29 protein-coding genes are annotated in these 24,939 nt (G+C 33.0%); 24 read left to right on the top strand and 5 right to left on the bottom strand.

The features are described 5' to 3' along the window. Nucleotides 1-14: 14 nt before the first annotated feature. Nucleotides 15-1,469 (bottom strand): sorbosone dehydrogenase family protein, encoded by a 1,455-nt coding sequence (locus AN959_RS09245; RefSeq protein WP_056830124.1) that lies wholly within the window; start codon nt 1,467-1,469, stop codon nt 15-17. Between the two features lie 409 nt (nt 1,470-1,878). Between AN959_RS09245 and AN959_RS09240 the strand changes: the two genes are divergently transcribed. Continuing rightward, nucleotides 1,879-2,439, top strand: coding sequence for a hypothetical protein (locus AN959_RS09240; protein ID WP_056830122.1), 561 nt, complete (start codon nt 1,879-1,881; stop codon nt 2,437-2,439). A gap of 648 nt (nt 2,440-3,087) precedes the next feature. Beyond that, nucleotides 3,088-3,525 carry a general stress protein gene (locus tag AN959_RS09235; protein ID WP_056830120.1) on the top strand — a complete coding sequence of 146 codons (438 nt, stop codon included), beginning with the start codon at nt 3,088-3,090 and terminating at the stop codon, nt 3,523-3,525. Between the two features lie 506 nt (nt 3,526-4,031). On the opposite strand, the gene AN959_RS09230 is transcribed toward AN959_RS09235, so the two are convergent. After that, complete coding sequence (locus AN959_RS09230; RefSeq protein ID WP_056830118.1) at nt 4,032-4,613, bottom strand: TIGR00730 family Rossman fold protein; 582 nt, start codon at nt 4,611-4,613, stop codon at nt 4,032-4,034. Between the two features lie 92 nt (nt 4,614-4,705). On the opposite strand from AN959_RS09230, the gene AN959_RS09225 reads away from it, so the two are divergent. From AN959_RS09225 to AN959_RS09190, 6 genes are all read left to right on the top strand, one after another. Further along, nucleotides 4,706-5,026 carry a MazG nucleotide pyrophosphohydrolase domain-containing protein gene (locus AN959_RS09225; protein WP_056830116.1) on the top strand — a complete coding sequence of 107 codons (321 nt, stop codon included), beginning with the start codon at nt 4,706-4,708 and terminating at the stop codon, nt 5,024-5,026. 320 nt (nt 5,027-5,346) lie between these two features. After that, entirely contained in the window at nt 5,347-5,655 is a 309-nt protein-coding gene (locus AN959_RS09220) for a DUF3221 domain-containing protein (RefSeq protein ID WP_082460893.1), read from the top strand. A 216-nt stretch (nt 5,656-5,871) separates the two neighbouring features. Then, a complete protein-coding gene (locus AN959_RS09215) occupies nt 5,872-6,198 on the top strand; it encodes a hypothetical protein (RefSeq protein ID WP_056830113.1) in 327 nt (108 codons plus the stop codon). Between the two features lie 515 nt (nt 6,199-6,713). Next, on the top strand, nt 6,714-6,923 hold the full coding sequence (locus AN959_RS09205) for a hypothetical protein (RefSeq protein ID WP_056830109.1): 210 nt from the start codon (nt 6,714-6,716) through the stop codon (nt 6,921-6,923). Nucleotides 6,924-7,245: 322 nt separating this feature from the next. Then, nucleotides 7,246-7,722 carry a hypothetical protein gene (locus AN959_RS09195; protein WP_056830105.1) on the top strand — a complete coding sequence of 159 codons (477 nt, stop codon included), beginning with the start codon at nt 7,246-7,248 and terminating at the stop codon, nt 7,720-7,722. 341 nt (nt 7,723-8,063) lie between these two features. After that, nucleotides 8,064-8,576: a DinB family protein gene (locus AN959_RS09190; RefSeq protein WP_056830103.1), complete on the top strand. Its 513-nt coding sequence runs from the start codon at nt 8,064-8,066 to the stop codon at nt 8,574-8,576. A gap of 496 nt (nt 8,577-9,072) precedes the next feature. On the opposite strand, the gene AN959_RS09185 is transcribed toward AN959_RS09190, so the two are convergent. After that, the gene (locus AN959_RS09185) at nt 9,073-9,903 is read right to left on the bottom strand and encodes a glycerophosphodiester phosphodiesterase family protein (protein WP_056830101.1); all 831 of its coding nucleotides are present in this window, start codon (nt 9,901-9,903) and stop codon (nt 9,073-9,075) included. 734 nt (nt 9,904-10,637) lie between these two features. Between AN959_RS09185 and AN959_RS09180 the strand changes: the two genes are divergently transcribed. The 3 genes from AN959_RS09180 (at nt 10,638) to AN959_RS09170 (ending at nt 13,188) form a co-directional block, all read left to right on the top strand. After that, on the top strand, nt 10,638-10,862 hold the full coding sequence (locus AN959_RS09180; protein WP_156350750.1) for a hypothetical protein: 225 nt from the start codon (nt 10,638-10,640) through the stop codon (nt 10,860-10,862). Between the two features lie 188 nt (nt 10,863-11,050). After that, the gene (locus AN959_RS09175; RefSeq protein ID WP_056830096.1) at nt 11,051-11,668 is read left to right on the top strand and encodes an NUDIX hydrolase; all 618 of its coding nucleotides are present in this window, start codon (nt 11,051-11,053) and stop codon (nt 11,666-11,668) included. Nucleotides 11,669-12,786: 1,118 nt separating this feature from the next. Beyond that, a complete protein-coding gene (locus tag AN959_RS09170) occupies nt 12,787-13,188 on the top strand; it encodes a hypothetical protein (protein WP_056830094.1) in 402 nt (133 codons plus the stop codon). Nucleotides 13,189-13,355: 167 nt separating this feature from the next. On the opposite strand, the gene AN959_RS09165 is transcribed toward AN959_RS09170, so the two are convergent. Further along, nucleotides 13,356-13,868, bottom strand: coding sequence for a DUF3231 family protein (locus AN959_RS09165; protein WP_056830092.1), 513 nt, complete (start codon nt 13,866-13,868; stop codon nt 13,356-13,358). A 222-nt stretch (nt 13,869-14,090) separates the two neighbouring features. Here AN959_RS09165 and AN959_RS09160 point away from each other — a divergent pair, with 222 nt between their 5' ends. Further along, the gene (locus AN959_RS09160; RefSeq protein ID WP_056830090.1) at nt 14,091-14,492 is read left to right on the top strand and encodes a hypothetical protein; all 402 of its coding nucleotides are present in this window, start codon (nt 14,091-14,093) and stop codon (nt 14,490-14,492) included. A 295-nt stretch (nt 14,493-14,787) separates the two neighbouring features. On the opposite strand, the gene AN959_RS09155 is transcribed toward AN959_RS09160, so the two are convergent. Beyond that, entirely contained in the window at nt 14,788-15,150 is a 363-nt protein-coding gene (locus AN959_RS09155) for a VOC family protein (RefSeq protein WP_056830088.1), read from the bottom strand. 217 nt (nt 15,151-15,367) lie between these two features. Here AN959_RS09155 and AN959_RS09150 point away from each other — a divergent pair, with 217 nt between their 5' ends. The 12 genes from AN959_RS09150 to AN959_RS09095 all read left to right on the top strand — a co-directional run bounded on the left by AN959_RS09150 (nt 15,368) and on the right by AN959_RS09095 (nt 24,667). Further along, nucleotides 15,368-16,402: a helix-turn-helix transcriptional regulator gene (locus tag AN959_RS09150; protein WP_056830086.1), complete on the top strand. Its 1,035-nt coding sequence runs from the start codon at nt 15,368-15,370 to the stop codon at nt 16,400-16,402. Continuing rightward, nucleotides 16,399-17,616, top strand: a complete 1,218-nt coding sequence (locus AN959_RS09145; RefSeq protein WP_056830083.1) for an MFS transporter — start codon at nt 16,399-16,401, stop codon at nt 17,614-17,616. Before AN959_RS09150 ends, AN959_RS09145 begins: the two co-directional genes overlap by 4 nt. A 229-nt stretch (nt 17,617-17,845) precedes the next feature. Beyond that, nucleotides 17,846-18,250 (top strand): GNAT family N-acetyltransferase, encoded by a 405-nt coding sequence (locus AN959_RS09140; protein WP_056830081.1) that lies wholly within the window; start codon nt 17,846-17,848, stop codon nt 18,248-18,250. A 335-nt stretch (nt 18,251-18,585) separates the two neighbouring features. Then, on the top strand, nt 18,586-19,509 hold the full coding sequence (locus AN959_RS09135) for an alpha/beta hydrolase fold domain-containing protein (protein WP_056830079.1): 924 nt from the start codon (nt 18,586-18,588) through the stop codon (nt 19,507-19,509). Nucleotides 19,510-19,897: 388 nt separating this feature from the next. After that, complete coding sequence (locus tag AN959_RS09130; RefSeq protein WP_056830077.1) at nt 19,898-20,176, top strand: helix-turn-helix transcriptional regulator; 279 nt, start codon at nt 19,898-19,900, stop codon at nt 20,174-20,176. A gap of 103 nt (nt 20,177-20,279) precedes the next feature. Continuing rightward, entirely contained in the window at nt 20,280-20,663 is a 384-nt protein-coding gene (locus tag AN959_RS09125) for a VOC family protein (protein WP_056830075.1), read from the top strand. 297 nt (nt 20,664-20,960) lie between these two features. After that, nucleotides 20,961-21,251: an RNA polymerase alpha subunit C-terminal domain-containing protein gene (locus AN959_RS09120; RefSeq protein WP_056830073.1), complete on the top strand. Its 291-nt coding sequence runs from the start codon at nt 20,961-20,963 to the stop codon at nt 21,249-21,251. A 253-nt stretch (nt 21,252-21,504) separates the two neighbouring features. Beyond that, a complete protein-coding gene (locus AN959_RS09115; protein WP_056830072.1) occupies nt 21,505-21,834 on the top strand; it encodes a PadR family transcriptional regulator in 330 nt (109 codons plus the stop codon). Next, nucleotides 21,827-22,141, top strand: a complete 315-nt coding sequence (locus AN959_RS09110; protein WP_056830069.1) for a DUF1048 domain-containing protein — start codon at nt 21,827-21,829, stop codon at nt 22,139-22,141. Before AN959_RS09115 ends, AN959_RS09110 begins: the two co-directional genes overlap by 8 nt. A gap of 13 nt (nt 22,142-22,154) precedes the next feature. Beyond that, complete coding sequence (locus tag AN959_RS09105; protein ID WP_056830067.1) at nt 22,155-23,072, top strand: ABC transporter ATP-binding protein; 918 nt, start codon at nt 22,155-22,157, stop codon at nt 23,070-23,072. Nucleotides 23,073-23,077: 5 nt separating this feature from the next. After that, nucleotides 23,078-23,845, top strand: coding sequence for an ABC transporter permease (locus AN959_RS09100; RefSeq protein ID WP_056830065.1), 768 nt, complete (start codon nt 23,078-23,080; stop codon nt 23,843-23,845). A gap of 633 nt (nt 23,846-24,478) precedes the next feature. Then, the gene (locus AN959_RS09095; RefSeq protein ID WP_056830063.1) at nt 24,479-24,667 is read left to right on the top strand and encodes a hypothetical protein; all 189 of its coding nucleotides are present in this window, start codon (nt 24,479-24,481) and stop codon (nt 24,665-24,667) included. Nucleotides 24,668-24,939: the final 272 nt, after the last annotated feature.

Genomic DNA, 24,939 nt, shown 5'->3' with positions numbered 1-24,939 from the left:
TTTATAGTTATGAATCATGGAACAATTTCAAAAACAGTACCTTGGTTAAAATCAGTCACATTCATAGAGCCATAAACCCCTAAATATAGTCTAGTTTGATCCAGATTCGTTCCTAAGCTAACATAATAAGCTGATTGAGAACCAAAATTATAATCGGTTTGAATAACACTAAAATCATTTGGTTTACCATCTGTTCTTACCCTAGTATAAGCTAAAACCCCTCTAACCGGTGGTTGAGATCCTTCATCCCGGGCAAAATCGGTAAACACAACGCTGCCCGTTAAATCGGGGATTCCATTCCCCAAATAGGCTTGCACTCCTGTAAGTGCAGTTCCTCCAAACTTATCGGGTCGTGGATCTTTATGAAAATAACTAGTTAAAGGTTGAAGACGCCTGAATGAATTTTTTACTGTATCATTGTAATAAGCAATTGTTTTCTCTTCCAAAGTCGGATTGGCAGAGCAGCCCCTTATAATCGAAGTAGGAAAAGTACCTTCCCATCCTCGCCAGCCAAAGTTAATAAATCCTTCTTTTTCAGTTTCAGATTTCATTAAAGAAGCTTGAATAAGTTGAGTAAGCGGTATTGGTTTATAATGAACGAATGAAAAAATCGACTCTACTAAATCCTGGCCGACATTTCCCACATATTTGATATACTGATTATAAAACCTATGAAATGAAATACCAGGTATATTACGAACCCCTTTTGCAATTACCGTTAGTGTTTCCTGAATAGGTACGGGAAGTTCATTAAAACGTGTGACTACGGGTGGATTACCGATAAATGTATTATTAGCTACATCAATTTCAATTATTTTACCCGCGATTTCCATATCATCCTGACTTAAATTAAATGGATCATAGCCTGATCCACCATCTCCGGTTGTTAAAACAAGTTTTCCTGTTTCAGGTGAAAAGTTTAAGCTATTGACACCATTATGATTAAAAAATGGTCTTCTTAAATTAAGTAATGCCCGCCGTTTTTGAGGTTGACCATTCGATTGTAAAATCCATTCCTCAACAGTATCAATATGATCAAATTGAGTTTCTCTATTAATCCACTTTAGGTTTAAGGTTCTGGGGTCACATGGATTAGGCTGAAAAAATTCAGGAAGACCATCTTGGCCTCGTCCTGCAGCTTCTGAATTAGGAAGAGCACTTGGACCTTGTGTACCAGCTACAGAATAATGAAGATAAAACAGACCGTTATAATGAAATTCGGGATGAAACGCTAGCCCTATCAATCCTCGTTCATCATATCCACCACCAGAAACCCCTAGTTTTATGATTCGCGGGCGAATATCTAAAAAAGTCCTTATAACTCCGTTTCCAATGTAAAAGATCTCTCCTACCTGGGTTGCAATAAATAATCTTTCAATTGAGTCACCCGGAAGTATTGCTGTTTTTAAAACAGTGGGTAAATTTATTTTACTTACCATGGGTCGTAAACTAACCTTTACATTTAACAATTAACTTGATGCTCCTTCTTATTGTTTTTTTATAAGAATATGATTAGAACTGTTCTATTAGTATCAAACTAGGCCCCGGGAAATTTCGGGAATATACTTAATAATATAAACATATATAGAACAATCTCTTCTTTGTCTTCAGTCAATAAATAGTATGGATATCGTCTTAACTAAAACCTGAATCCAATATGGAGGAACTGAGTAGTTGTATTCAATTGAAATGACTGCTGTATACTCTGAATTACCACTCGAAATATGATTATTTTTCTATTCTTTTTTAGTGATATTAGTAGGTATAAGTGATGTAATGATGGCTATTGGATATATAAATGCGATTTGTGTGAAGTTTCTTTTGTACCGAAAAGGATAAAGCTTATGTGTTGTAAGAAGAGAAGGGGGAACTCATGAATTGTTTAGCGTTTTATCACATGAATCATACAAGCTCCACCATTATTTTAAAACGTTTTCTTATTCTAAAAAGCTCGTATTAGCCGCCATTTTTTCAGCACTTGCAGCTATCCTGCAGTCAACCGGAAACTTTCTCCCAGGGATTGGTTATTTAATCAGTCCTTTTGCCACTCTCCCTATCTTGATTTGTACTATTATATCAATCCCCTTTGGACTTCAAAGTTACGTTTTAACGTTTTTTTTACTGACTCTGATTCAACCTAGCGAATCTTTTGTTTTCCCGTTTACAACAGGGATAGTAGGTTTAGGAATTGGAATAGCTCTTCTTATTTTAAAAAGACGAATTTACATTATAGTTTTTACGTCTGTATTATTAATGAGTGGAATTTGTTTTCTTCTATATATTGTCCATTTCCCTGTTTTAGGACCTATCGCTAGTACATCTCTTTCATTAAAGGTTATGGGGTTTATTTACATTTTTTCTTTTGCATATAGCTGGGTTTGGGTTGAATTAAGCAGGTTTATTTTTAAGAAATGGTATAAATTGATGGGGGAAAAATAGGTAAGAAAATTGGGCGCATTGTTATGATAAGAAATGCGTTATATCTTCGTAAGGTTCATATAGTTTGCTAAGATGTTAGTCACAAAAGGATTTCTTGTTAAAAGTATACTCATATTAAGATGCTTTTCACAATTCCGTTAACGGGAGCGATTGTTTAACAAGCGTCTCTTTTCTTATTAAACTAACGGGTGCTTTAGTTAAACAAGACCATCATTTCGATGGTCTATTTTTACGTCCAAAGCATGGATGGCTATCGTGGCAGCATTCCTGTTTGAAAGATGTTCAGGGACTTGAAAGAAAAAGAGCCCTCTAGTATGTTGCTGATTTTATTGATTCCAATAATCTGCTTATTAGGGTTTTGAGGATAATAATATTATAAAGACAACTATAAATTAGAGGAATGGACTTTTCCGAACTTGTTCCTATCATTATGCTAATTATCTCTTAATTGTTTTAAACTCCTCTACGGAGAGGGAAGGAGATCTTTTTCTATTTTTAAATAAGTGCATGTGTTTGTAAACAATATTCCGGGAACCGCAAGATAGGAGGGAATTCTAAAATGAATGAAGCTTGAAGGTGAAATGTGTCTAGTAAAACTAAAGAACGGGTAAAGAATACATAGCTGAAGCAAATAGGAGGTAATTTTTAATGAAGAATCATGTTGTTGGCGTATACGAAAATGAACAACAAGCGGCTGAAGTTGTTGAAGACTTAAAAGAGAAAGGCTATACAACTGAGGAAATTTCAGTTATTGCTAAAAATACAAAAGAACTATCGGAAATCACACAGGAAGTAAAACCCTCCACTAAGGATGGAGCCATTGCTGGAGCTGTAACTGGAGGAGCAATTGGTATAGCTGGCGTGATAGCAGGGTTATCCACTGTATTGATTCCCGGATTTGGTGCTGTGTTGACTGCAGGTCCCATTATTACAACAATTGGAGGAGCAGTCGTAGGGGCCAGCTCTGGTGCTGGCGGATTAAAGCATGCTCTTATGGAAATTGGAGTCCCAGATGATGAAGCTGAACGCTATTCTAAAGACGCTCAGGATGGTAAAATCCTGGTATTTCTTCATCCTAAAGAGTGATGGCGTATTAGATGGTCCGATGTTTGCATAAATAACACGCAGTGATTTTAGCTAAAAGTCTCTAAATCACTTGATGTAATAGTTTTACTCGGGAATTGACACATGATGGACTACAATGGATAGCGCGAGAGATTCCGGTTCTAAAGAAGTTCGTTTGAATTCTGCCGAGGGCATAAGAAAAATTAGTGAGTTCCTATATTTGTACGAGTTTTGTACAAACATAGGAACTTTTTTTGTTTAGATGCTTTTCAATTGCTGATACAACGCAATGGAGGGAAGTATCATGTCAAGAAAAAAATCAGTTAGCACAAAATTTATTGGAAAAATTGGCTCAAAAGTATAAGGACTAAGTACACTTAAATCTTCCGAGGTATAACCGCAGTCAAATCTAGGGCGCTTGAGTTGAAGATTAAGCTGCCAAATTGGTGGCTTTTTTTTGCTCTAAAGGAGCGTCAGTTTAAGAAATAACAGATTAAGTTTAATTAACCTTAATCCGTTTTGGTCTATTAGATCTGTTTTTCAGTAATGTAAGTTTTTACTGTTGGTGGTTCATATATATTAAATTTATCAAGTATTCCTTTTGGTTCATTATCGACTAATGCCATAGTAAGGTACTTTTTATGTAAAAACTGTTCCTCTGACATATGATTAAATAAAGCGATAAGAGGATCATAATAATGATTAATATTTAATAGACCACATGGTTTTTGATGAAGTCCTAATTGAGCCCACGTAAAAATTTCAAAGAACTCTTCCAAAGTTCCTGGCCCACCAGGTAAAACTATAAATCCATCTGCCAAATCTGCCATTTTTGCTTTTCTCTCATGCATAGAATCTACGATGATCAACTCTGATAAGTTCTTATGGGAAATCTCTCTATTTTCTAGAAAACTTGGCATAACACCTATTACATATCCTCCTTCTTCTAAAAGTGAATCTGCAACAGCACCCATAATTCCAACACTCGCTCCACCATAAACAAGTGCAATATTTCGTTTAGCTAGTTCTTTACCAAGTTTTTTTGCACCTTCTATATAGACATCAGATGCTCCATTACTCGATCCACAAAATACGGCTAATTTTTTCAATATATCGCCTCCTAAATAATCACCATTAAAGATTATATAAAACTTTCATTTATTTGTTAAACTTAAAATATTGAAATTGGAGGTTAGATAAAATGAATGTCACTGAATTTCAACAATGGGTAAAGGATTATTATGAAAGTAGGGGCTGGTCTGAGTTAGACATTTTTATTCGTATTGGCTTTCTAGCAGAAGAAACGGGAGAAGTTGCACGAGCTATAAGAGCCCTTGAGATTGGTAGGGATAGACCCGATGAAGTTCAGGGTTCTTATGAGGAAAATAAACAGGAATTAACTGAAGAATTAGGGGATGTATTAGGTAATTTAATTGTGATTGCAAACAAGTACAATATCCCTCTAGACGAAGTGTTTCAGTCACATAAAAAGAAACTATTAGAACGTTATTCTAATGATTAGGTTAATAAGCATTATTTCAAAAATAGGGCGCAATTGTTGAAGAACCTTTGGACTTAAACGACTTTATTGCTATATTTTTAAGTGCCATGAAGTATTTTACATCAATATTTAAACAATTTTATTTCAACACCGTCCTACTCTGAACGATGGGAAAATTTATAAAAGAGATTTTTGGTTTATAGGTGAATTAAAGTTAGTTCAACAAGACCATCATTGCGATGGTCTTATTTTTATTAAAACTTCAAGTAGATCTCAGAAATCCATTTTGAAATGTTACACTTAAACTAACGGGCAGGTTAGTTGAATAAGGATGGTATAAAATTAATATAATAACTGGATGTACAGAAAATGAAGCTACATCGACAGAAGAGTATTTAAAAATAGAAGGTTATATACTAGAAGTTGAAGAAGGAAGAATATTGGTTGCTAAAGAAATTCCTTCGGAAAAATATGAAGAAATTAAAGATAAAACAATTGGCGAAATTCAGGAGTTGGATAATGAAAGGATTTCACTTATCTTCCTAAGTTATAAAGATACAAGTAGCTTAAAGATAGGTCACAAAGTGGATGTATGGGTTGAGGTGGTATTAATGAATCATATCCTTCTCAAGCTGGAGCAAAAAAAATAGAGATAAAAAATTAAAAATTTCTTGTTCAACTAACGGGTGTTTTAGTTAAACAAGACCATTATTTCGATGGCCTATTTAAATGTCCCAAACATCAATTTGGTTTCGACGATCCATTGATAAATGTTACTCTTCAACTAACACAGCAGGATAGTTCAATAAGTTTGTTTAAGTAAATATAAGTACCAATATTAAAAATATCTGAAAGAGGGGTTTCTTATGCCATTAGAAGAAGGTGTTTTCGAACTGTTAATTGGAGGCTTTTCTGTTGTAATGGGGATTGCAATTTTAACTTTATTGTTACTTTGGTTACAAAAGAAAAATAATAGTTCTGCATATGTCTGGACACTATTGCATCTAATATTATTCTCAGTTGCAGTATATTTTTTCTTAAAGGCTATTTCTTTTGATTATGAACACGTAATGGCATCTGAAGAAAATTCATTTCAAATAGGGGTTGCAGGAATCATTTGGACATTTAGTATGTTTTGTTTGATAATAGGAATCTTTAAATTTTCAAACTCTGGAAAAGTAATTACTTCTTAAATTAATGGAGGCTTAAGTAAGAACATGGGTTGCTCTGGCAACTCTTTTTTCTTTTAACTAACGAGGTAGTTTAGTTGAATAAGAAAAGAGCATTAGGGCGGATAGAATGTTACAATTAATGAAAAATAATCCATTTTTATTAATAGGAATATAAACAGGGGGAAAATTATGTTTTATTTAGTCATAATATTCGTTGTTATGTTGATTAGCGCAATTATTTTTTATCCTATATTTTATTTTATTCCCATTGAAAAAAGAAAGAGATGCAATCAATTTTTACTTGTAGTATTGATTTTGTCGTTCTTAACTATTCTGGTAATAAGTCCCTTTATGGTAATAGTACAGCTACAATTATTGTTGATATTATCTATTATCGTATCTTCGGTTTCGTGGATTGGATATCTGTATTCTAAAACAAAACCCGAAACTTAAACTAATGGGAGGGTTAGTTGAATTACCGTTCTTATTCAACTAACGAGTGGTTTACGTGATAATGTAGATGAAAGGAATAAAAATTGATAAAAATAAGATTAGCCACGTCAAACGATCGGCAACAATTGGTGAATGTATTAAATAAGGCCACGTTGGCTTTGCAACAAAAAGGGATTTGCCAGTGGGATTATCCTTGGGATGTAAATAAAATTATTAGCGAAATAAAGAATAATTATGCGTATGTATTATTCTTAGATGAGGAAATAGTTGGTACTTTTTGTATAAAAAAGTAATTATTTGTTTCAAATTGCCCTTCTACCAGAATACCAAGGTAATAATTATGGATCAGTAATAACGGACTTTACCCGTTCTTTTGCAATTGAGGGAATGAAGACTATTTATTTAGACTGTTGGGCTGGAAATGAGAAGTTAAAAGGTTACTATTTGAATAATAGGTTCGAGTATTTAGGTGATTTTCCCGAAGAAGATTATTTCATTAGCATTTTTAAATACAACTAATTACAATCCTTATTGTACTAACGGTGCAGGTTAGTTTAAAAAGGAATTCTACTGACAAGAGGAATAAAGTGTATTAATCAATATTGGGGGATACTTATGCGTAGTTTTATTATCAATTTGTTAGTTTTTGGACTGTTATTAACTGGATGCTCAAATGGAGCAAGTATTACAGAAGTCGGAGCTTATATGGCAGAAGATATACCCTTTGAAGATGGAACAGGTAGAGTAACTGTTGCATTTGAGGCAATCGATGACAGTACGATTGATGATGGAATTATTGATGTAATTGTATTAGCAAAAGGATTAAAACCAACTTCAAACTATGAAATTTCACTTGGAGGAGCTAATAATGGAGGAGTTGTTTTTGGACCTGAAGAAAATGTAGAGATACGATTTGGAACTATGGTTGGGGGAACTTTATTTCAGCCTAATGAGCAAGGAGAACTATATGTTTCAATGAAGAACCCATTAAGAATTATAGATGGTAAAGAAGTGCGAGTTATTGTCTCAGAAAATGGAAAAGAAGTTTTAAGGACTCAACCTTTTATAGTTTCGAAAAAAACTCCGAAATAAAAGAAAGATCTATAGCGTTGAAACCCTGTCGAATACTAATCGAACTAACGAAGCAGTGAATTAATGGGTTATACCAATTTTCAATGGAGGAGTCACTACAAGAAGAATTCTTTGGTTATATATGTGATATTGAAGAGTGGTTAACCGCTCCTTATTATGAGAAAGGTGTGTTTCTACAATCGATGACTTTTTTTATGTAAGTAACGAAGAAGTTGCTTTTGAGAAGGAAAATATTAACGAAAGCAGGATAGTAAAATAATACTCAAAGAATACTTCTCGTCATGGAGAATATAAATAGAATAGGAACCTAGATATTTACTTTCTGGTGAAGGGAGAATTTCATGATTAATTTAGTAAATGACAAACTGTATGAAACGAGAAATAACTTAGTAAAGGAGATTACTTCATTAAGTTATTCTCAATTTAATGGTAGGCTTGGTATGGATATGTGGAGTATAGCACAAGTTTGTCATCACTTATTTTTAGTGGAACAGGCAACAATAAAGGCTATAGAATGGGGATTAAAAAAGGTTGATAATACACAGACAGAACGTAAAAACGTTCATCTTATATTGGATCGAACGAAAAAGTTTAACGCTCCCGAAATCGTTGATCCAGATGTAGAACCATTTGAAGTTCAGTCAATCCTTGATTTGTTAAACGATTCGAGAAAAAAATTTTTGACTTTCCTTAATACAATAGAGGATAAATCGATATTGGAGGAAAAGTCATTTAAGCATCCTGCCTTAGGTGAATTACCACTTGACCAATGGATTGAACAGATACATTTACATGAACAGCGACACACAGAACAAATAATAGAAATAAAATTACTTTTAGATGCAAGGCACTAAACTTATGATTAACAACAGATTCCTGTTTAAATAGAGGGAAAAATAATTTTTTAGTTATGTAAAATAATATATTTATAGTAACGGGTGCTTTACGTCCAGAGGGAGTAGGGCATTTTTCATTTTCAACTAACGCAGCAGGTTAGTTGAAGGGGGTATAGATTAAAATTTCAGGGTGCTATAGTCTAAAATCGTTAAGCTGCCTACGCTGCTCTTATTTCTTATTGAACTAACGAAGCAGGTTTAGTCTATATCACCCTATATGTTATGAGGAACGTTAATTAATTAGATACACAAATAACAACTCTACCTTAAAGTTTAGGAGAGATTGTGAGAGTTAATACTTAAAGTAAGTTTAAGTACAGAACTTCATAATCTCAAGTCATTTAAATCATTATCCAATAACCTCTGATAACCATTATCAAAAAACCAACAACAAAAATCCAAACAAAAAAAGGAGTAGCAAATACCCCTTTTCTTAAACTATTTTACAGTAATATTAGTTTCTAGGATCTACATAATCCGGATAATCAGAAATGATCGCGTCAACGCCCATTTCGAATAAGAAGTCTGCTGCTTCTTGACTACGTACTGTCCATGAACCAATTTGCATTCCTTGAGAGTGAACTTGATTCACTACTTCTTCTGTCACAATTCCATAACTTGGGTTAAACCAATCCGCATATGTTGAAAATTCTTGTAAAGCTTCCAATGTTGTATCTGCACGGTTAGAAGTTAATACACCGACTGGAACTTGAGGAAGAAGCTGGTCCACTCTTTTCACTGATTCAAAGTTAAAAGATTGAATAATGATTTTTTCATTTTGTGGTTTATCGAGATTTCGTTCTTTTAATACTTCTGCTAATTGTTCTTCAATACCAGGGTAAAGCTCTGGAGCCTTTAATTCTATTAAAATTCCAATTTTTCCATGGTAGCGATCAAGAATCTCTTCAAATGTTGGGATAGGTTCTCCTACAAATTGTTCCCCTTTCCAACTACCTGCATCAAGACTTCTAAGCTGTTCAAATGTTAAATCTCCTACTTTTCCCGTTCCATCTGTTGTACGATCAACTGTTGTATCATGAATCAATACTAATTTACCATCTTTACTTCTTTGCACATCGATTTCAATATAATCGGCTTTCATATCAACTGCTAGATCAAAAGCAGCAATCGTATTTTCAGGAGCATAACCTGTTGCACCACGGTGTGCTACATTTTCAACTTGTTTTCTTTCACCTACTGTTTGTTCTACTGCAAACGCCTGACTGAATGGGCTGAATATTAACGATAAAGCCACTCCTGTACCTATTAATAATTTTTTGCTCATCTTCTCCATCTCCTATCTAAAATATCTTTCAAATTTATTTTAGAAAATGGATGTTAAACTAATATGTAGATATATTTATAGATTAATGAAGTTTGTGTTAACGAAATTTGACCTTTTTCCTTACGTTTTTTTACAAATCTACTAGAGGAATCAGTAGAATAAGTGCACTATATTTCTATATTTTACCAAAACACTTGATTAACTCTTGTATTTCAAAAAACGGGTGCTTTTCTGAAGTAACGATAAAAGTCCAATTTCTTATGTTAAGGATTGAGAAATTGGGAGTTTATAACACTTATAGTTCAAAATAGCGCTTAAAAAAAGTACAAACATTCCTACTTCAACTAACATAGCAGTTTAGTTCAATTAGCAGGAATTATGGAATGGAAAATCGAAACAGTAATGGATAAAAGAAATTATTATTAAAAGACTTGGTGAAAGGAGTTGGCTTATGAAAAAAAAGAACTTACATGTATAGTATCCTTGCCATGGCACTTCTTATTGGTATATCGACTTTTACCTTAGTGTTAGGAAACAATGAAAATTCTGTAACAATAGCTGAAGAAAAAACTGTAATAGAAAATAATAGCTTTCTGAATCTGTATAATCGGTTTTAATGCAAACTTTATAACAATTTCTGATGGTGCTATTTTAGTTGATTAGATTTGAATGATGTATTCTTACATACGGGTGACTTTTTTTCTTATTGAACAAACGCGGCAGGTTAGTTGAAGATGGATTATTATTTTTTGGGGGATGATGATAGTTTGAAGCACGATATATTGAAAGCATTCTTCATATTATGGGGGCTTATATTATTTATTGAGCTACTCTGGTTTGGATTATTGACTAATAGACCTCATTCAACTTCAGAAGTTATCTTTGCTGTCACTGTAATTGCTGTAACTAGTGTATTTGGTTCGGTTGGAATGTATTTATTTAAAAGCTCGAGGGAATAAAATCTAATTCAACCACCGGATGCTTTAGTTGAAAATCAAAGAGCGGTATTAGACTGCTCCTTTCTTATTGAACTAAAGGGGCAGGTTAGTTCAATAAGAAATGTTATAATAGACGCTACTAAAAGTCGTTAAAATGGTCAATAAAAAGAATAAAAGAATTTAAAATCTCCTTCAAAGTAGGTGTCTAAATGAGTAAACAATGGTTAGAGTGGGCAAAAAGAATTCAGGCTTTGTCCCAGTCCGGATTGGCCTTTTCTAAAGATATTTATGATATTGAACGTTATGAAGAATTACGAAAAATTAGTATAGAAATTATGGCAGAACATACTGAACTTGATATGGATAAATTAAGGGGTTTATTTACAAATGAAACTGGTTACCAAACTCCAAAAGTTGATGTTCGTGGTGTGGTTTTTAAAAATAATCAGATCTTAATGGTAAAAGAAAATATTGATAATAAATGGGCTTTACCAGGTGGATTTTGCGATATAGGGCTATCTCCCTCTGAGAATGTTGTGAAGGAAATAAAAGAGGAATCTGGTTTTGATGTAATACCGATTAGATTAATTGCATTATTGGATAAAAATAAACACTCTCATCCTCCAGAAGCTTATCATTATTATAAGATATTTATAATGTGTGAAATTATTGGAGGGAAACCTACTCTGGGTACGGAGACGAATAATATTAATTTTTTTTCGGAACACAATTTACCGCAGCTTTCTACTAATAGGAATACTGAATCACAAATTAAAACCCTCTTCGAATATTTGAGGAACCCTGAAAAAGAAACGATATTTGATTGACACTAAAGATATTTTGTTTAGAATCTGTTATTTAAAGTGTGGATTCATAGTGTAGCTTTGTAAAAAAGAGTGATTATTTATTATATAGTTTGTTCATTTATAAAAAGATTGATAATGTGTTTTAACGTTTGATTAAAATCATCTAACCTCTAAGGTTTCTTAGAGATAAGAATTATTTTATCAATATAAAGATTGTGAATAAATGTACTTAAAGTAACGGTTGCTTTAGTTGAACAAGACCATCAATTCGATGGTCTATTTTTACGTCCAAAAAATCAAGTGGTTTTCGGCGATTTATTGTTAAAAGTTACGCTTAAACTAACGTAGAAGTTTAGTTTAACAAGTTTTTATTTATATGGTAAAATAATACAAAGAATACTCAAAAATGAGAGAGGTGATAAGTATATGTCATCTATAATTGTATTCTGTACTATATTAATAATAATTGTTTTTTTTGCTATGGCAAAAACGATAAAGGATAGTCAAAGTAATGATAGAGATAAATAATACTTTTTTCTAGGATCGATTACTTCACTAACGGGGCAGTTAAGTTTAATAAGAAAGCATAGATGAAGGGTTATTAGTGGATCTTTCAAAAGAACGGTTAGTATTAAGATGAATTATTGAAAATGATTGGAAGATGTGTATAAATACGCCAGCAGAATTTATGCTCTTTTTGTTGAACTTATTCAACAGGCAGTTTAGTTGATCAAATACATTGAATTAGCTAATCAGTTTTAAGTAAAAAGCAAAGGGTGGTGCTTATTATAGATGCCTTAGGAGTTATTCTATTTTTATGGATTTTTTTATGGTCTATTACAAAAACGTTAGAAAAATTAACAGATAGGATTTTAGAGAAACAAGATAAGCAGTATAAATTATTAGAAGAAATAAAATCGAAATTAGATGATAAATTTGAATAGAAGATTGTGTTTTATAAAAGGCATAATAATGTTTCTCCTAATTTAACTACCGGAGCTTTATTTCAAGAAGGAGTAAAGGCTTTTTTATTCTTCAACTAAAGCAAGGTTAGTGAAGAGGTATTGTTTAGATGCGTGTTGAAATAGATATTATATAGAAATAATTCAATATTAGATTTGGGGAGAGGGGGAGTTATGTTGAGAAATTTACTCACTTTATTACTTACAATATTGCTTTTAACAGCTTGCTATTCTAATCAAGAAACTATTAAAGCTACTGGTGAAGGGGACTTATGGAAAGTACATTACATATATGAAGTAACTGAGGAGGAACTCTATCAGAGAGGAGGAATTGAATATACAGGAGATGAAGAACTTCTATATGTCACTTATTCGTTAGTTACTGACGAAGGCGAACGTAGTGGGGAAAGAAAACCTCAAGAAAATCAAACCGCTATAGATTTTGGGACGAGCGTAGGTAATAATCCTCCAAGAGTTATAGATGACGCAATTATATCGTTAAATCATGCTTATATAGAAATTAAATGGCGAACTAGTACAGGCGAATATGAAGAAAAAATTAACTTGAAAGTTAACTAATTTTGAGTATATTAATCAAACTTTATTTTTAAAGCAACATCTAAAATGCCTTATTCAACTAAAGTGGCAGTTTAATTAAATAGGAGAAAGTGAGTTTTTTTCACACTTAACACGTATTGTGAATCAAACATAAAAGGGCAATCAAAATAAGATTGCCCAAAAAATTATTATTCTTTATCTGGAAACTTTAAGTGTAGTGGTGGAGGAATAAGCCAACCTTTATCTTTGTTTAATCGTAATAGCTTTGCTCCTAATTGGGCTTTGCTTAAATGGAATTGGCCATACATTAAAGCAATATCTTCTCTAATACACTGACCCATTGCCTTACTGCATGCGACTAAACCTGTGGCACAATCCATTGATAGTGCAGCACTTATTTCAGGATCATTAAATCGTGCACCAGCAGGAATGTCTTCTAGTCTTGCAACTGGCCGTTCAGGTGGTGCAGGTGGTAGTCCAATTCCATTAATTTTTAATATTACTTCAACTTGTTTATTTTCGTCTTTCATACATTGAATCGATTCTTCAATAATCTTTACTAAATCTTTATCACCTGTGTGATTAGCAAAGGTTTGATATGCAGCGATTAAACCGTTGTTTGTAGATAAATTAGTCCATAAAGCAAATACTTCACCGTAATGTAACGGTTCATCTTTTGGGTTACCGCTTAGAACTCCCATTATTGCACTCCCTATCATTCATAATAATTTTTCATTCAAAAATATTATGTGTGTAAATTAGAAAAGTATTCATATAGGGTTTAGAATCAATACTTAAATCCCAGTTCGACTAAAATGTTTCTAAAACAAAAAATACCTTTTACATGATGGTCTTAAACAACTGAAAGAATAGTTAAATAAAGGTATTAGGGTAATTTTTACAAAACCAGTTGATAATGGGAAGTGATATCTGTCAAAAAGTTAACTTTAGCAACTTTATTTTTGGTAATCCTATTATTGTTTGCATGCCAGACAAATAAGAACGATTTAGTTTTTGTTGGCGATGGTGAAAATTGGTCCTCCAAAGTATCTGTTAATCAAACTAACGGCGACGAAACATATCAAATTCAGATTAACTACAAAGGATATAACAAACAGGATATTGAAACTTTTACTTACTATGTTGAAACAAAGAGTAACGGAGTAATAGATTTTGGTGAGAATAATGCTTCTTTAAATATAGAGGGCATATATCAAAGAGATCTACCGATTTCTAATAGCCCATCTACAAGTATAAAAGATGAGTTAGTAATAAAAGTAGAATGGAATGGAAAAAGCGAAGATTTTACCTTAATAAATGAATGATTTATTACTAACGTGGTGCTTTAGTTAAACATGACCATCATTTGATAGTCTATTTTTCAGTGTTCCATTAAGTAGTTGTTTAAAAGTGTAATGAAAGAAAAATAAATTCTTGGGGAATGGCAAGAGTGTTAAATGTTGAATAGAGAAAAGAGTAATCAAATTTTAATGACTTTACCAAAAGAAGAAATAGAAAATACCTATAAGATGGCTCTGTTTTCTAGTTAAACTAAAGCAAAAGGTTAGTTAGAAAGAAGACTAAAAAAGTCCAACAATTATGTTGAACTTATTATACTTGTTACAAATTTTCAAATTGAAGGTATTCTAAAATATTTCCGAAGGGGTCTCTAAAACTAATATATTTTCCCGGAGGACAATTAGTTGGTTCATCTATAATAAAATTTACTTCTTTCTCTTTTAAGAATTTAACTTTTTCATAAATATCTTCCGTTCGCAATCCTAATACAACTCCAGAAATATCTTGATTATAGGTTGCATTATTTTTCTCTTCTAAAACAAGTGGTAACTCTTCATGTACTAGTGATACAATCTTCGGACCATACTGTTTGTTTAATTCAAAACCTAAAGTATTCGTATAAAAGTCAATTGCTTTGATTAAATTTGGCACGTAAATGCTTATAACACAAACTTGATTTTTCATATTAGTCCTCCTATTTTCGGTATTATTAGCTATATTCTACACTATTAATAATTATCCTTTTTTAAAATAACATTTTCTCTTTGTTTTTCATTAAACTAACGGGTCAGGTTAATACAAGAAAAAAATTTGAATATTGATTCGAAAAATATTGAATTTTGTATTCGAAATATGTATTGTTTAAATTAAGTCGACTAATAATCTAATTGGGGGTACTTAATTGAAGTATGTAAATTTAGATGAACCTGAATCAGTGTCAATAATAGTAGAAACATCTCCTGTTTGGGAAACTATCCTTGGGATTGCTGGTTACACCCATGGTCAAATTAGGCACACTTTTGATTTAGATCAAAGGTGGGAGTCATCAACTATGCCAAATACACTTAAAGAATCATTAAAGGAAATCCAAAAGACTAATTTCTGGTACAGCTTAATCTTGTTGCAAGACAAGTGTTCAGCACAAACGATAGAGGAATTTTCTAACAAGATGTTAAATATGGATAGAAGAGAGTTTTATGGAACACTACTGCCCTATAAAGACCGCAAGAGTGAAATTATTCGAAAGGAACTGATTAATAAGATAGATCAAGGCGGCAACTTTAAGGAATATGCGTCCTATTTTAAGGGTCACGATTATTTAGAAGGATATGTTCTTAATCTTGAACGGTATTCGCAAAGTGAACTTATTGAGAATTTTATTAACGTACTGAACGAATGGTTTGATTGGATATCGAAGTTTGACGAGTGGACAAAGTGGAATCGAGCAATAGAGTTTGAAGGGAAACAATATCATTCTATAGATAAAACAAAACCAATTGAGGCCATTGAAATGATTACCGGCGGAGTTGAATATTTTCCTGAACCATCAGTTTGGACGGTAAAGCTTATTCCTCAAGTGTCCTATCGTCCCTGGACTTTAACAGTACGAACACCTGAGACGAAGTTATTTTTTTATCCCTTGAAGGAAGAGTATTTTTTGGAACCAGGCATTCCTCCTATGGAATTGATTCGTGGACATAAAGCATTAGGTGATGAAGTACGACTGAAGATACTTTACCAATTGACGAAAGGTGCATCTTCTTTACAAGATTTAAGTATACAATTCAATGTTTCTAAAACAACCATTCACCATCAGCTTTCCTTATTGAAAGCAGCCAAATTTGTTCAAGTAAACAAAGGAATTTACACCATCAATAAAACTCACATTAATGCTTTCTCTGGACACCTTAGTAAATTTCTTGGAGAATATCAATGAGAAAGTTTTCAAAATCTTTCCAAGCACTATGGATTGGTCAAATTGTATCTGAATTTGGTGGTGCTGCAGGCGGGATTATAAATGGGTTACTCCTGTATGAACTTACGGGATCCAAAGAATGGATGGCAACTATTTGGTTAATTTATTTTATTCCATCTCTTCTATTACAAAGTATAAGTGCACCTTTCTTGAATCATGTTGTGAAAGAAAAAATGCTTCGAAATATTCAGCTGGTACGAGCTGGAGCATACTTAATTCCTCTTGCGGGGTATCTGATTGGTTCAGAAATTGGAATAATGATTGGGTTGGTTTTGCTCCAATGTGTGTTGGGTTTGATGCAACCGATATACGCAACCCTTTCCTTTTCTTTAATTCCTGAAATATGTAAAGAAGATGAACTTGTTGAAGCAAACGGTTTGTTGGACACTACACTCAGACTTATGAGTATTATCGCTCCAGGAATTACATCTTTATTACTTTTGATTATTCCGATGCAATATATCTATTTAGTGTCTTCTCTCATGTTTTTGATAAGTTTTATCTCACTTTCCAGAATGCCTGTTATGAGTATTAATAAAATGGCAACATGGTCAAAAAAGTTTTGGTGGGAAGAACTAAAAGAGGGATACAGAGTTTTCTTTAGTTTTCCCATTCTGCTTAGACTAACTATACTATCATCAACAGTTCAATTTGCTGTAGGAGCTACGATGGTTTTAAGCATACCCTTTATACAAGGGGAACTTGGTGGCCAACCATGGCAATATGCAATATTTAAAGGTGCTTTTCCTGTGGGTTATATTTTAGGTACGGTACTACTTTTAAAAATACCCAAAACTCCATCGGTTATGTACCTAGGATTACTTGGTGGAGGATTATCGTTTATTCTTTTATTCTTTGTACAAACAATTCAATTCGCTTGGTTATGTGAATTAATGGGAGGACTATTATTTCCTATTTTTAATGCACAAAGTGCCGCCATTTTCCAACAAGAAGCTCCTCGTAATCGTTTAACTCAACTAAGTGCTGTTCGTCTTTTTATATTTAGAGTATCTATGCCTGTTGGGATATTATTTGCTTCATCAGCTTTTTTCGATATTAGCACTCGGAGCATGTACCTCATTATCGGTTTATCAATTGTACTTCCTGCCATGTTTTTCTTAATTAGTTCAGTTAACCACTTAAATAAATTTTTTATTCGTGTAAAGGAGAAATAACAATCAGCTTTATATTAAAAGAGCGTTCTTAATGTTTTACGCTCTTTTGGTTGAACCTTTTGAAAAGATGAAGAAGCATTTGCTATATGGGGAAATATAGCTAAAAACTATTCTCATGAGGAGTGGTTTATTAGAAGAACATCAGTACAAAAAACAAGTTGGAGAAGCATGAGAAACATTTATACAATATGTGTTGATGATAATATAACAAAAATCAGGAGGTAATTATATGGGAAAATCTATAAATTACACGATAGAACCCCCTAATAACTTTGAGCAATTACTAACCTTATATGAATCTTTAGGATGGAATTCACTTAAATTAACAAGTAATGATTTGGAGCGAATGTGCAATCAAAGTTGGTATGCGATTTACGCATTTGATGAAAAACAATTAGTCGGTATGGGACGTGTTATTTCAGACGGTGTAATAACTGGATTAGTTTGTGGATTGTGTGTTCTACCAAGCTATCAGTCAGAAGGAATCGGCAAGGAAATGGTGAATCGAATAATTCAATATTGTGAGCAAAATCGGGTAATTCCTCAATTAATGTGTGTGGAAAGTTTAGAACCATATTATGAAACTTTTGGGTTTAGGAAATTTACTATCGGAATGTCAAAAAAAAAAAAATAGATAGATTTAATTTGATTTCTTGATTTAACTAAAGGATGTTTAAGTTAATGATCATGGGTTGCTTAGGCAGCTCTTTTTTCTTATTGAACTAAAGAGGCAGTTTAGTTAAAAGGAGTATTTTGAAATGTTATTGAATAAGTTAATAAATGTAAAAAATATTAGGTTTGTTGTTTTAAAGGGTGTTGTGAATTACAACTTGAAAAGAAGATTGGAATACTACGTTCTATTCAAAACATGCTTTCAAATCTATTATTAATTTCTGATGAAAAGATAAGTAACTATTTACGTTTTTTCATAAACTGAACAGAATCAGCAATAAAAAAGGGGATATAAAAATGAGTTTACAAATTTATAGCAAAAAACGTTCTATACAAAGTTATCTTTTTGAAAAATATCTAACTTTGCGAAATACAAAAAAGGGTTTTTCCACTATTGAACATACCTCGCAGTTCGTAAAACAAAGGGGAACTGAAAATATTAAGCCATATGTTATAGGGAATGCTAAATTTGCCAGCGATATTAAGGAGCAAGTAATTGAGGACATAAAGGTTTTTACATTAAATGACCAAAAATCTTTGAAACAAAAAGTGATTCTCTATATACATGGAGGTGCATGGACTAATCAACCTTTAATTTTTCACTGGAGGTTCATGGATAAAATGGCTCAATCATTAAATGCAAAAATTATTGCTCCTATTTATCCTAAAGTACCTAATTTTAATTATCAGCACACCTACCCAAAACTCTTAAACCTATATAAAGAAATCCTTGGAACCGTTGAAAATCCTAAACAACTGACCATCATGGGGGATTCGGCAGGAGGAAATATATCACTTGGTTTGGCACATCTCTTAAAGACGAATAATATACCTCAACCAAAAGATATCATTTTGTTATCTGCATGTGTTGATATGGGGCTTGATAACCCTCTAATACCTGAATATGAAAAAAAGGACCCAATGTTGGCTATTGGAGGAATGGAAGTGATTACAAAGATGTGGGCAGCTGATAAGAACATAGATGACCCATTAATTAGTCCAATCTATGGTAACTTTAAAGGACTTGGGAAAATCACTCATTTTATTGGAACACACGAAGGTTTATATCCAGATGCTATGAAACTTGATGAAAAACTAACAGAGCAAGGAATTGAAATCAATACATTTGTATATCCAAAAATGAATCATGTGTTTGTTGTAATGCCAATCCCTGAAGCTAAAGATGCTCAACAAAAAATTATTGAGATTATTAATAACTAATTGAGGAGAGCGTACATTAATAATCTTATGGATTTCGGTGGATTATCAGCATTGACACCTCATAACCATTTTCATTCTCTGTGGTGAAGCGCGATTTTGTGTTGCATGAATGGCTAAAGGGTGCTTTAGAGAAAGAACATTGGGCTGGTAAGATGGCTCTTTTTCTTATTGAACTAAAGCCGCAGGTTAGTTCAATAAGAAACGTGTTAAAAATAAAAAAACGTACAAGTTGCTTATAAATTTAACTAGTGTGTTGATCTAATGAGGATTAATGCACTTTTTTATTAAATTCCAATTTATATAATGGCACAACTACAATTATTGGACTTTCACATGTTAATATTGCATATGCTTGACGAGCAACCGTAGAGTTGCTTATACTAGATATATGAATTGGGACAACGAAGCTATATTCAAAGCACTTGGCGACTCGACTCGACGGCTAATATTAGACGAACTTTCCGAACGCAACGAGCAGACCTTGTATGAACTAACGGTACGTCTTATTACGAAGCACGACCTTTCCATTTCGCGACAGGCGATAGCTAAACATCTTTCTGTATTAGAAGATGCAGGGCTCGTAAAATCAAAACGAAAGGGTAAATATCGTGTGCTTATCTTCAACAACGAACCACTTAAAAATTTGCTGAAAGGATGGATAGAGTAATTTTATATAAAATATTTCTGAAGAATGTATGGTTTTTTCTGCTTGTTGCCAGATTGTTAGCAGAGTCCCATACGTCGCAACTATCAAAGGAGGCAAAAACATTATGAAAATCATTGTTACCAGTATATTCGTAGAAGACCAAGATAAGGCACTAGCATTTTATTCAGAAACACTGGGATTTGTAAAAAAGCATGACGTTCCCACAGGAGAATTTAGGTGGATAACGCTTGTTTCTTCCGAGGATCAAAAAGGTACCGAGCTTTTACTTGAACCGAATAACCATCCAGCCGCAAAAGAGTATCAAAAGAAGTTATTCGCTGAAGGCATCCCAGTTACAATGTTTGGCGTTGCAGATATTCACGCAGAGTACAAACGATTAATGGAAAGTGGCGTGAAGTTTACTATGGAGCCGACAAAAATGGGCGAATTCACAATAGCTGTCTTCGACGATACATGCGGCAACCTTATTCAGATAATTCAGCAGTAACTTTATGACGAAATAATCTATATTCTGAACGACTTTATTGGTAAGTTTTAAGTACGTTGATGTTTTTTATCAAAATTAAACATTTTTATGCTAACCCTGTCCTAATTTTGGGACGGGGTTATACATGTTTAAAGTTTAAAAATAAATGACAATGTTATCATACTACAATAGAAATGTAACATTGTGAATGACTTCACTTAAATTAGGGACATGCATAGTTTTTGTCGAGATTGTATAACTAATATACAAAAAATAATATGTTAAAGTTTGTTACAAAATTTGTTTGGAGGAATAATTTTGACAGTAGAAAAAAGTTTAAGGGTTTGTGAAAAGGGACATAAGTATTACAAAAGTAGTGAATGTCCAAGTTGCCCAACCTGTGATAAAGAGAATAAGCCTAAAAGTGGCTTCCTTTCGAAACTTAGTTCACCTGCAAAAAATGCATTGGTTCACGAAGGGATTAACACTTTGCAAGAACTATCCAAGTACACTGAAAAAGAAATTTTAAAAATTCATGGTATTGGACCAGCTTCCTTACCTATTATGAGAACTTCATTAGAAGGAGAAGGGTTATCATTTAAAGAATAAATAATTTAAAATACGTGACGTACTTTACTTAACAAACGGGTGCTTCAGTTGAACAACAAAAAAAAAGTAATCTTAACTTAGGCTGGATCCAATATGGGTCCAGTCTTTTTGTTTCAATAGTTCTTCATCCTCTTTTCTACCAAGGATTCATAAAAGAAGTAAATAAAAATAAAAATGGGTTTGACACAATCAACTACTTTGTAATACTATATAGTAGTACTCAGTATTACTAAGTAGAGTATTAGGAGGATATATGAAGGATTTAACTGAAATGCTTAAAGGTGTTCTTGAAGGAGTGGTGCTTCAAAAGATTCATGCTGGAGAAACCTATGGCTATGAAATAACAAAGTACCTAAATGATTTGGGTTTTGAGGATATTGTGGAAGGAACTGTCTATACCATTCTTGTTCGAATTGAGAAAAAAGGGCTCGTAGAGATTGAGAAGAAGAAATCTGAACTTGGACCTGCGAGAAAATTCTACAAGCTAAATGCTAAAGGGGAGGAAGAATTAAAGGAGTTTTGGCAACGTTGGACATTTTTAGAGGAAAAAATGAATGAAATAAAGGAGCAAAGAAATGTTTAAGAAGATGATCCAAGAAAAACGAGAATTTCGTGCATACCAAAAAAGAGTAAATGAATTACCGGAAGAATACAGAAAAGCAATGAAAGCTATTGAAAGTTATATGTGGAATTTTGCAAAGGGAGGAAGCATGCTAGAGCTTTTACGCAATATTTTAGAGATGTTCGAGAACAGTGTTACGGATGGCTTAAGTGTGCGAGATGTAGTCGGAAATGATATCGCTGAATTTGCGGACTCCTTATTAGCAGAATTTCCAGAAGAAACATGGATGGACAAAATGAGAAAAAAATTAAGGGATTCTATGAAATAAAGGAGAGATAGTCATGAGTACAATCGCCCTAGAAATCAAAAATACTAAAAAGAGTTATAAAGGGAATGAAGTTTTAAGAAATGTCAATATTACGGTTAAGGCTGGCTCGATTTATGCCTTATTAGGGGCAAATGGAGCCGGGAAAAGCACCCTATTAAAAATTGTTACAGGACTATTAAATAGTGATGGTGGAAAGGTAACAATTAAAGATATTGATGTTGCTGACAATCCGGTGGCAGCACAAAAGCTATTTAGTTTTAGTTCTCAAAATACCACTGTTGACGGTGTGCTTACTGGATATGAAAATCTGCACCTAATTGCAAAATTGCGACATAAGCTCAATCCGAAAAAGGTTGCCGAGGGCCTGTTAGATAAATTTGATTTGACAGAAGCGAAAGATAAAGCTGTCTCTACTTATTCAGGAGGAATGCGTCGACGTCTTGACTTAGCCATGAGTTTAGTTGGGGATCCAGAAATCATTTTTCTGGATGAACCTACTACTGGATTGGACCTGAAAAGCAGGCAGGAGCTTTGGAATACGATTAAAGAAATGAAGTCCCAAGGGAAAACCATTTTAATAACGACGCAATATTTAGAGGAAGCAGACTATTTAGCTGACCAAATCGGTTTTTTACGTGAAGGTGAAATTGTTGCCAATGGCACTCCAGATGAAATGAAACGTTTGGCAGGAGCAGATAAATTACTTCTTGTATTTAATAATCTTCAAGATACTGAAAGGGCTTTAAAACTTTTGGTATCTTATTCTCCTATCAAAAGAGCAGATTGTGAGATTTCCATAGATTTAGATGAAGAAATCAAAACGACCTTGAACGTATTGAATACCCTAACAACTGAAAAAATTGATCTCAAGATGTTCAAAATGATTACTCCAACTCTTGATGATGTATTTATGAAACTTACGAAAGGATGAAAATTATGAATGTTTTTCAAAATTTAAGTGACACATTAACGCTTGCAAATCGGATCATTAAACATAATATACGTAGTGTCGACACGCTTATTACCGTTGTTGCGATGCCTGTTATGATGTTATTGGGTATGGTTTTTATATTTGGTGGAGCCATCCAAATTCCAGGCGTAACCGAGGATGAGTATATTAACTATATCCTTCCTGGAATCCTATTAATGACGATTGCCACTGGCTCTGCTTACACTTCGTTACGAATTAATTTGGATAAAACATCAGGGATGTTCGATCGGTTTAAGTCAATGCCTATCGCAAAGTCATCCGTATTAGGTGGTCAGGTGGTTGCGTCAGTTATCTTTATGATAGTTTCAATTCTAGTTGTTTTGATAGTAGGATTTATAGCTGGATTTAGAAGTGATGCAACATTTTTAGAATGGTTACTTGTAGCGTTGTTGATTGTTCTTTTTTCTCTTGCATTAACATGGATTTCAGTTCCTTTTGGTTTAGCTGCGGGAAGTATAGAAGGAGCTAGTTCTTTTTCTTATATCTTATTGATGCTACTGTTTGTCAGTTCTGCATTTGTACCTGTCGAAGGAATGCCAAAGGTAGTTCGAATATTTGCGGAAAATCAACCAATGACACCGATTATTCAGACCATTAGAAATCTATTAGACTCGCAGGCTGTTGGGAATGATCTTTGGCTGTCGTTCGGTTGGATGGTGTTAATAATATTGATTTCATATATTTTTGGATTAAAGGTTTATGGAAGAGTCTAAAGAGTCATTGCTGCAAATTAGTCGTTACTATTATAAATATTTAGTATCGAAACAGCAAAAAATATAGTGGAAATAATAAAAGTGATCTAACCGGCTTTAGTTCTATTTTCCATAGGGCTATGGCCGTTTAATAGTTTTTGAAATAATATACTTTTCTAATTCGATTTTAAAATGCTCCACACTTTCAAACAACACTAAATAGAGGAATTCCGATTTCATAATGCCAGCTTCAATACTTTCCTATGTATTAACTACATAAGATAGAGCCTAACATAAGGCTCTTAATTTTTTTAGGAAGAATATTAATGAAGATTATAAAGTGAGGGTAAAAAAGAATGAGTAATCACAAGTACCCCTTTATGAATTTAAAGTTGTAGTATAAGAGTATTTAAATGCAGCATTGTCATATCGATTAACCGTATTGAGCTGTTTATACAGCTCTTTTTCTTATTCAACTAAAGCAGCAGGTTAGTTCAATAAAATACTTGAAACAATCGTTCATATCAAACGTCTAACTCAGTTAAAGAAGGTAATTGGATATTTATGTTTAAAATATAATAGAAATAGCGAATGGATTTACTTAAATTACGTAGCAGGATAGGAGAGTAATTCACAAAAAAAGAGGGATAGAAAATGGATTTATTACTTTGGGTAACTGTTGGTTTCATCATAATCGGATTTGTTGTTCTCGTTTTTATCAAAAGAAATATGGAAAGTAAGAAAAGTTCAACTACCGAATCCATAGTTTGCTGGATAGTGGGAACCACAGCTTGGGGGGTAGCGAGTATTTTTCTAATTGGTTGGTGGTTTAGTAAAATTTAGAAGTTTTTGGGAATAGTTTTAGAGGGAAGTAGTTCATTTTTTTGAAGAAATGTTCTTAAACAAACGGGTGCTTTAGTTAAAGAGGAACATCAATTATATGCTCTAATTTAATGATTAAAAATATCAAGTATATTTCGATGAACATATGTGAAATGTACACTTAAACTAACGCAGCAGGTTAGTTAATAACGAATGGATGTTATACTTTAAAGGAATTATAAAAATTCGAAGTTCAGCTATTTAATTAAAGTCTAAGAATATATTAGTGAGGT

The sequence above is a fragment of the Psychrobacillus sp. FJAT-21963 genome (assembly GCF_001420585.1).
Lineage (GTDB): Bacteria > Bacillota > Bacilli > Bacillales_A > Planococcaceae > Psychrobacillus.
Note: the sequence above shows the minus strand (reverse complement) of the source record. Positions and strands in the feature narration are given on the sequence as shown.

What these genes read in the sequence shown, in the direction of transcription:
- AN959_RS09235 (WP_056830120.1), top strand. Translation starts at nt 3,088, where the DNA reads ATGAAGAATCATGTTGTTGGCGTATACGAAAATGAACAACAAGCGGCT.
- AN959_RS09225 (WP_056830116.1), top strand. Translation starts at nt 4,706, where the DNA reads ATGAATGTCACTGAATTTCAACAATGGGTAAAGGATTATTATGAAAGT.
- AN959_RS09215 (WP_056830113.1), top strand. Translation starts at nt 5,872, where the DNA reads ATGCCATTAGAAGAAGGTGTTTTCGAACTGTTAATTGGAGGCTTTTCT.
- AN959_RS09195 (WP_056830105.1), top strand. Translation starts at nt 7,246, where the DNA reads ATGCGTAGTTTTATTATCAATTTGTTAGTTTTTGGACTGTTATTAACT.
- AN959_RS09190 (WP_056830103.1), top strand. Translation starts at nt 8,064, where the DNA reads ATGATTAATTTAGTAAATGACAAACTGTATGAAACGAGAAATAACTTA.
- AN959_RS09185 (WP_056830101.1), bottom strand. Translation starts at nt 9,903, where the DNA reads ATGAGCAAAAAATTATTAATAGGTACAGGAGTGGCTTTATCGTTAATA.
- AN959_RS09180 (WP_156350750.1), top strand. Translation starts at nt 10,638, where the DNA reads ATGGATTATTATTTTTTGGGGGATGATGATAGTTTGAAGCACGATATA.
- AN959_RS09175 (WP_056830096.1), top strand. Translation starts at nt 11,051, where the DNA reads ATGAGTAAACAATGGTTAGAGTGGGCAAAAAGAATTCAGGCTTTGTCC.
- AN959_RS09165 (WP_056830092.1), bottom strand. Translation starts at nt 13,868, where the DNA reads ATGGGAGTTCTAAGCGGTAACCCAAAAGATGAACCGTTACATTACGGT.
- AN959_RS09155 (WP_056830088.1), bottom strand. Translation starts at nt 15,150, where the DNA reads ATGAAAAATCAAGTTTGTGTTATAAGCATTTACGTGCCAAATTTAATC.
- AN959_RS09145 (WP_056830083.1), top strand. Translation starts at nt 16,399, where the DNA reads ATGAGAAAGTTTTCAAAATCTTTCCAAGCACTATGGATTGGTCAAATT.
- AN959_RS09140 (WP_056830081.1), top strand. Translation starts at nt 17,846, where the DNA reads ATGGGAAAATCTATAAATTACACGATAGAACCCCCTAATAACTTTGAG.
- AN959_RS09135 (WP_056830079.1), top strand. Translation starts at nt 18,586, where the DNA reads ATGAGTTTACAAATTTATAGCAAAAAACGTTCTATACAAAGTTATCTT.
- AN959_RS09130 (WP_056830077.1), top strand. Translation starts at nt 19,898, where the DNA reads ATGAATTGGGACAACGAAGCTATATTCAAAGCACTTGGCGACTCGACT.
- AN959_RS09125 (WP_056830075.1), top strand. Translation starts at nt 20,280, where the DNA reads ATGAAAATCATTGTTACCAGTATATTCGTAGAAGACCAAGATAAGGCA.
- AN959_RS09115 (WP_056830072.1), top strand. Translation starts at nt 21,505, where the DNA reads ATGAAGGATTTAACTGAAATGCTTAAAGGTGTTCTTGAAGGAGTGGTG.
- AN959_RS09110 (WP_056830069.1), top strand. Translation starts at nt 21,827, where the DNA reads ATGTTTAAGAAGATGATCCAAGAAAAACGAGAATTTCGTGCATACCAA.
- AN959_RS09105 (WP_056830067.1), top strand. Translation starts at nt 22,155, where the DNA reads ATGAGTACAATCGCCCTAGAAATCAAAAATACTAAAAAGAGTTATAAA.
- AN959_RS09100 (WP_056830065.1), top strand. Translation starts at nt 23,078, where the DNA reads ATGAATGTTTTTCAAAATTTAAGTGACACATTAACGCTTGCAAATCGG.
- AN959_RS09095 (WP_056830063.1), top strand. Translation starts at nt 24,479, where the DNA reads ATGGATTTATTACTTTGGGTAACTGTTGGTTTCATCATAATCGGATTT.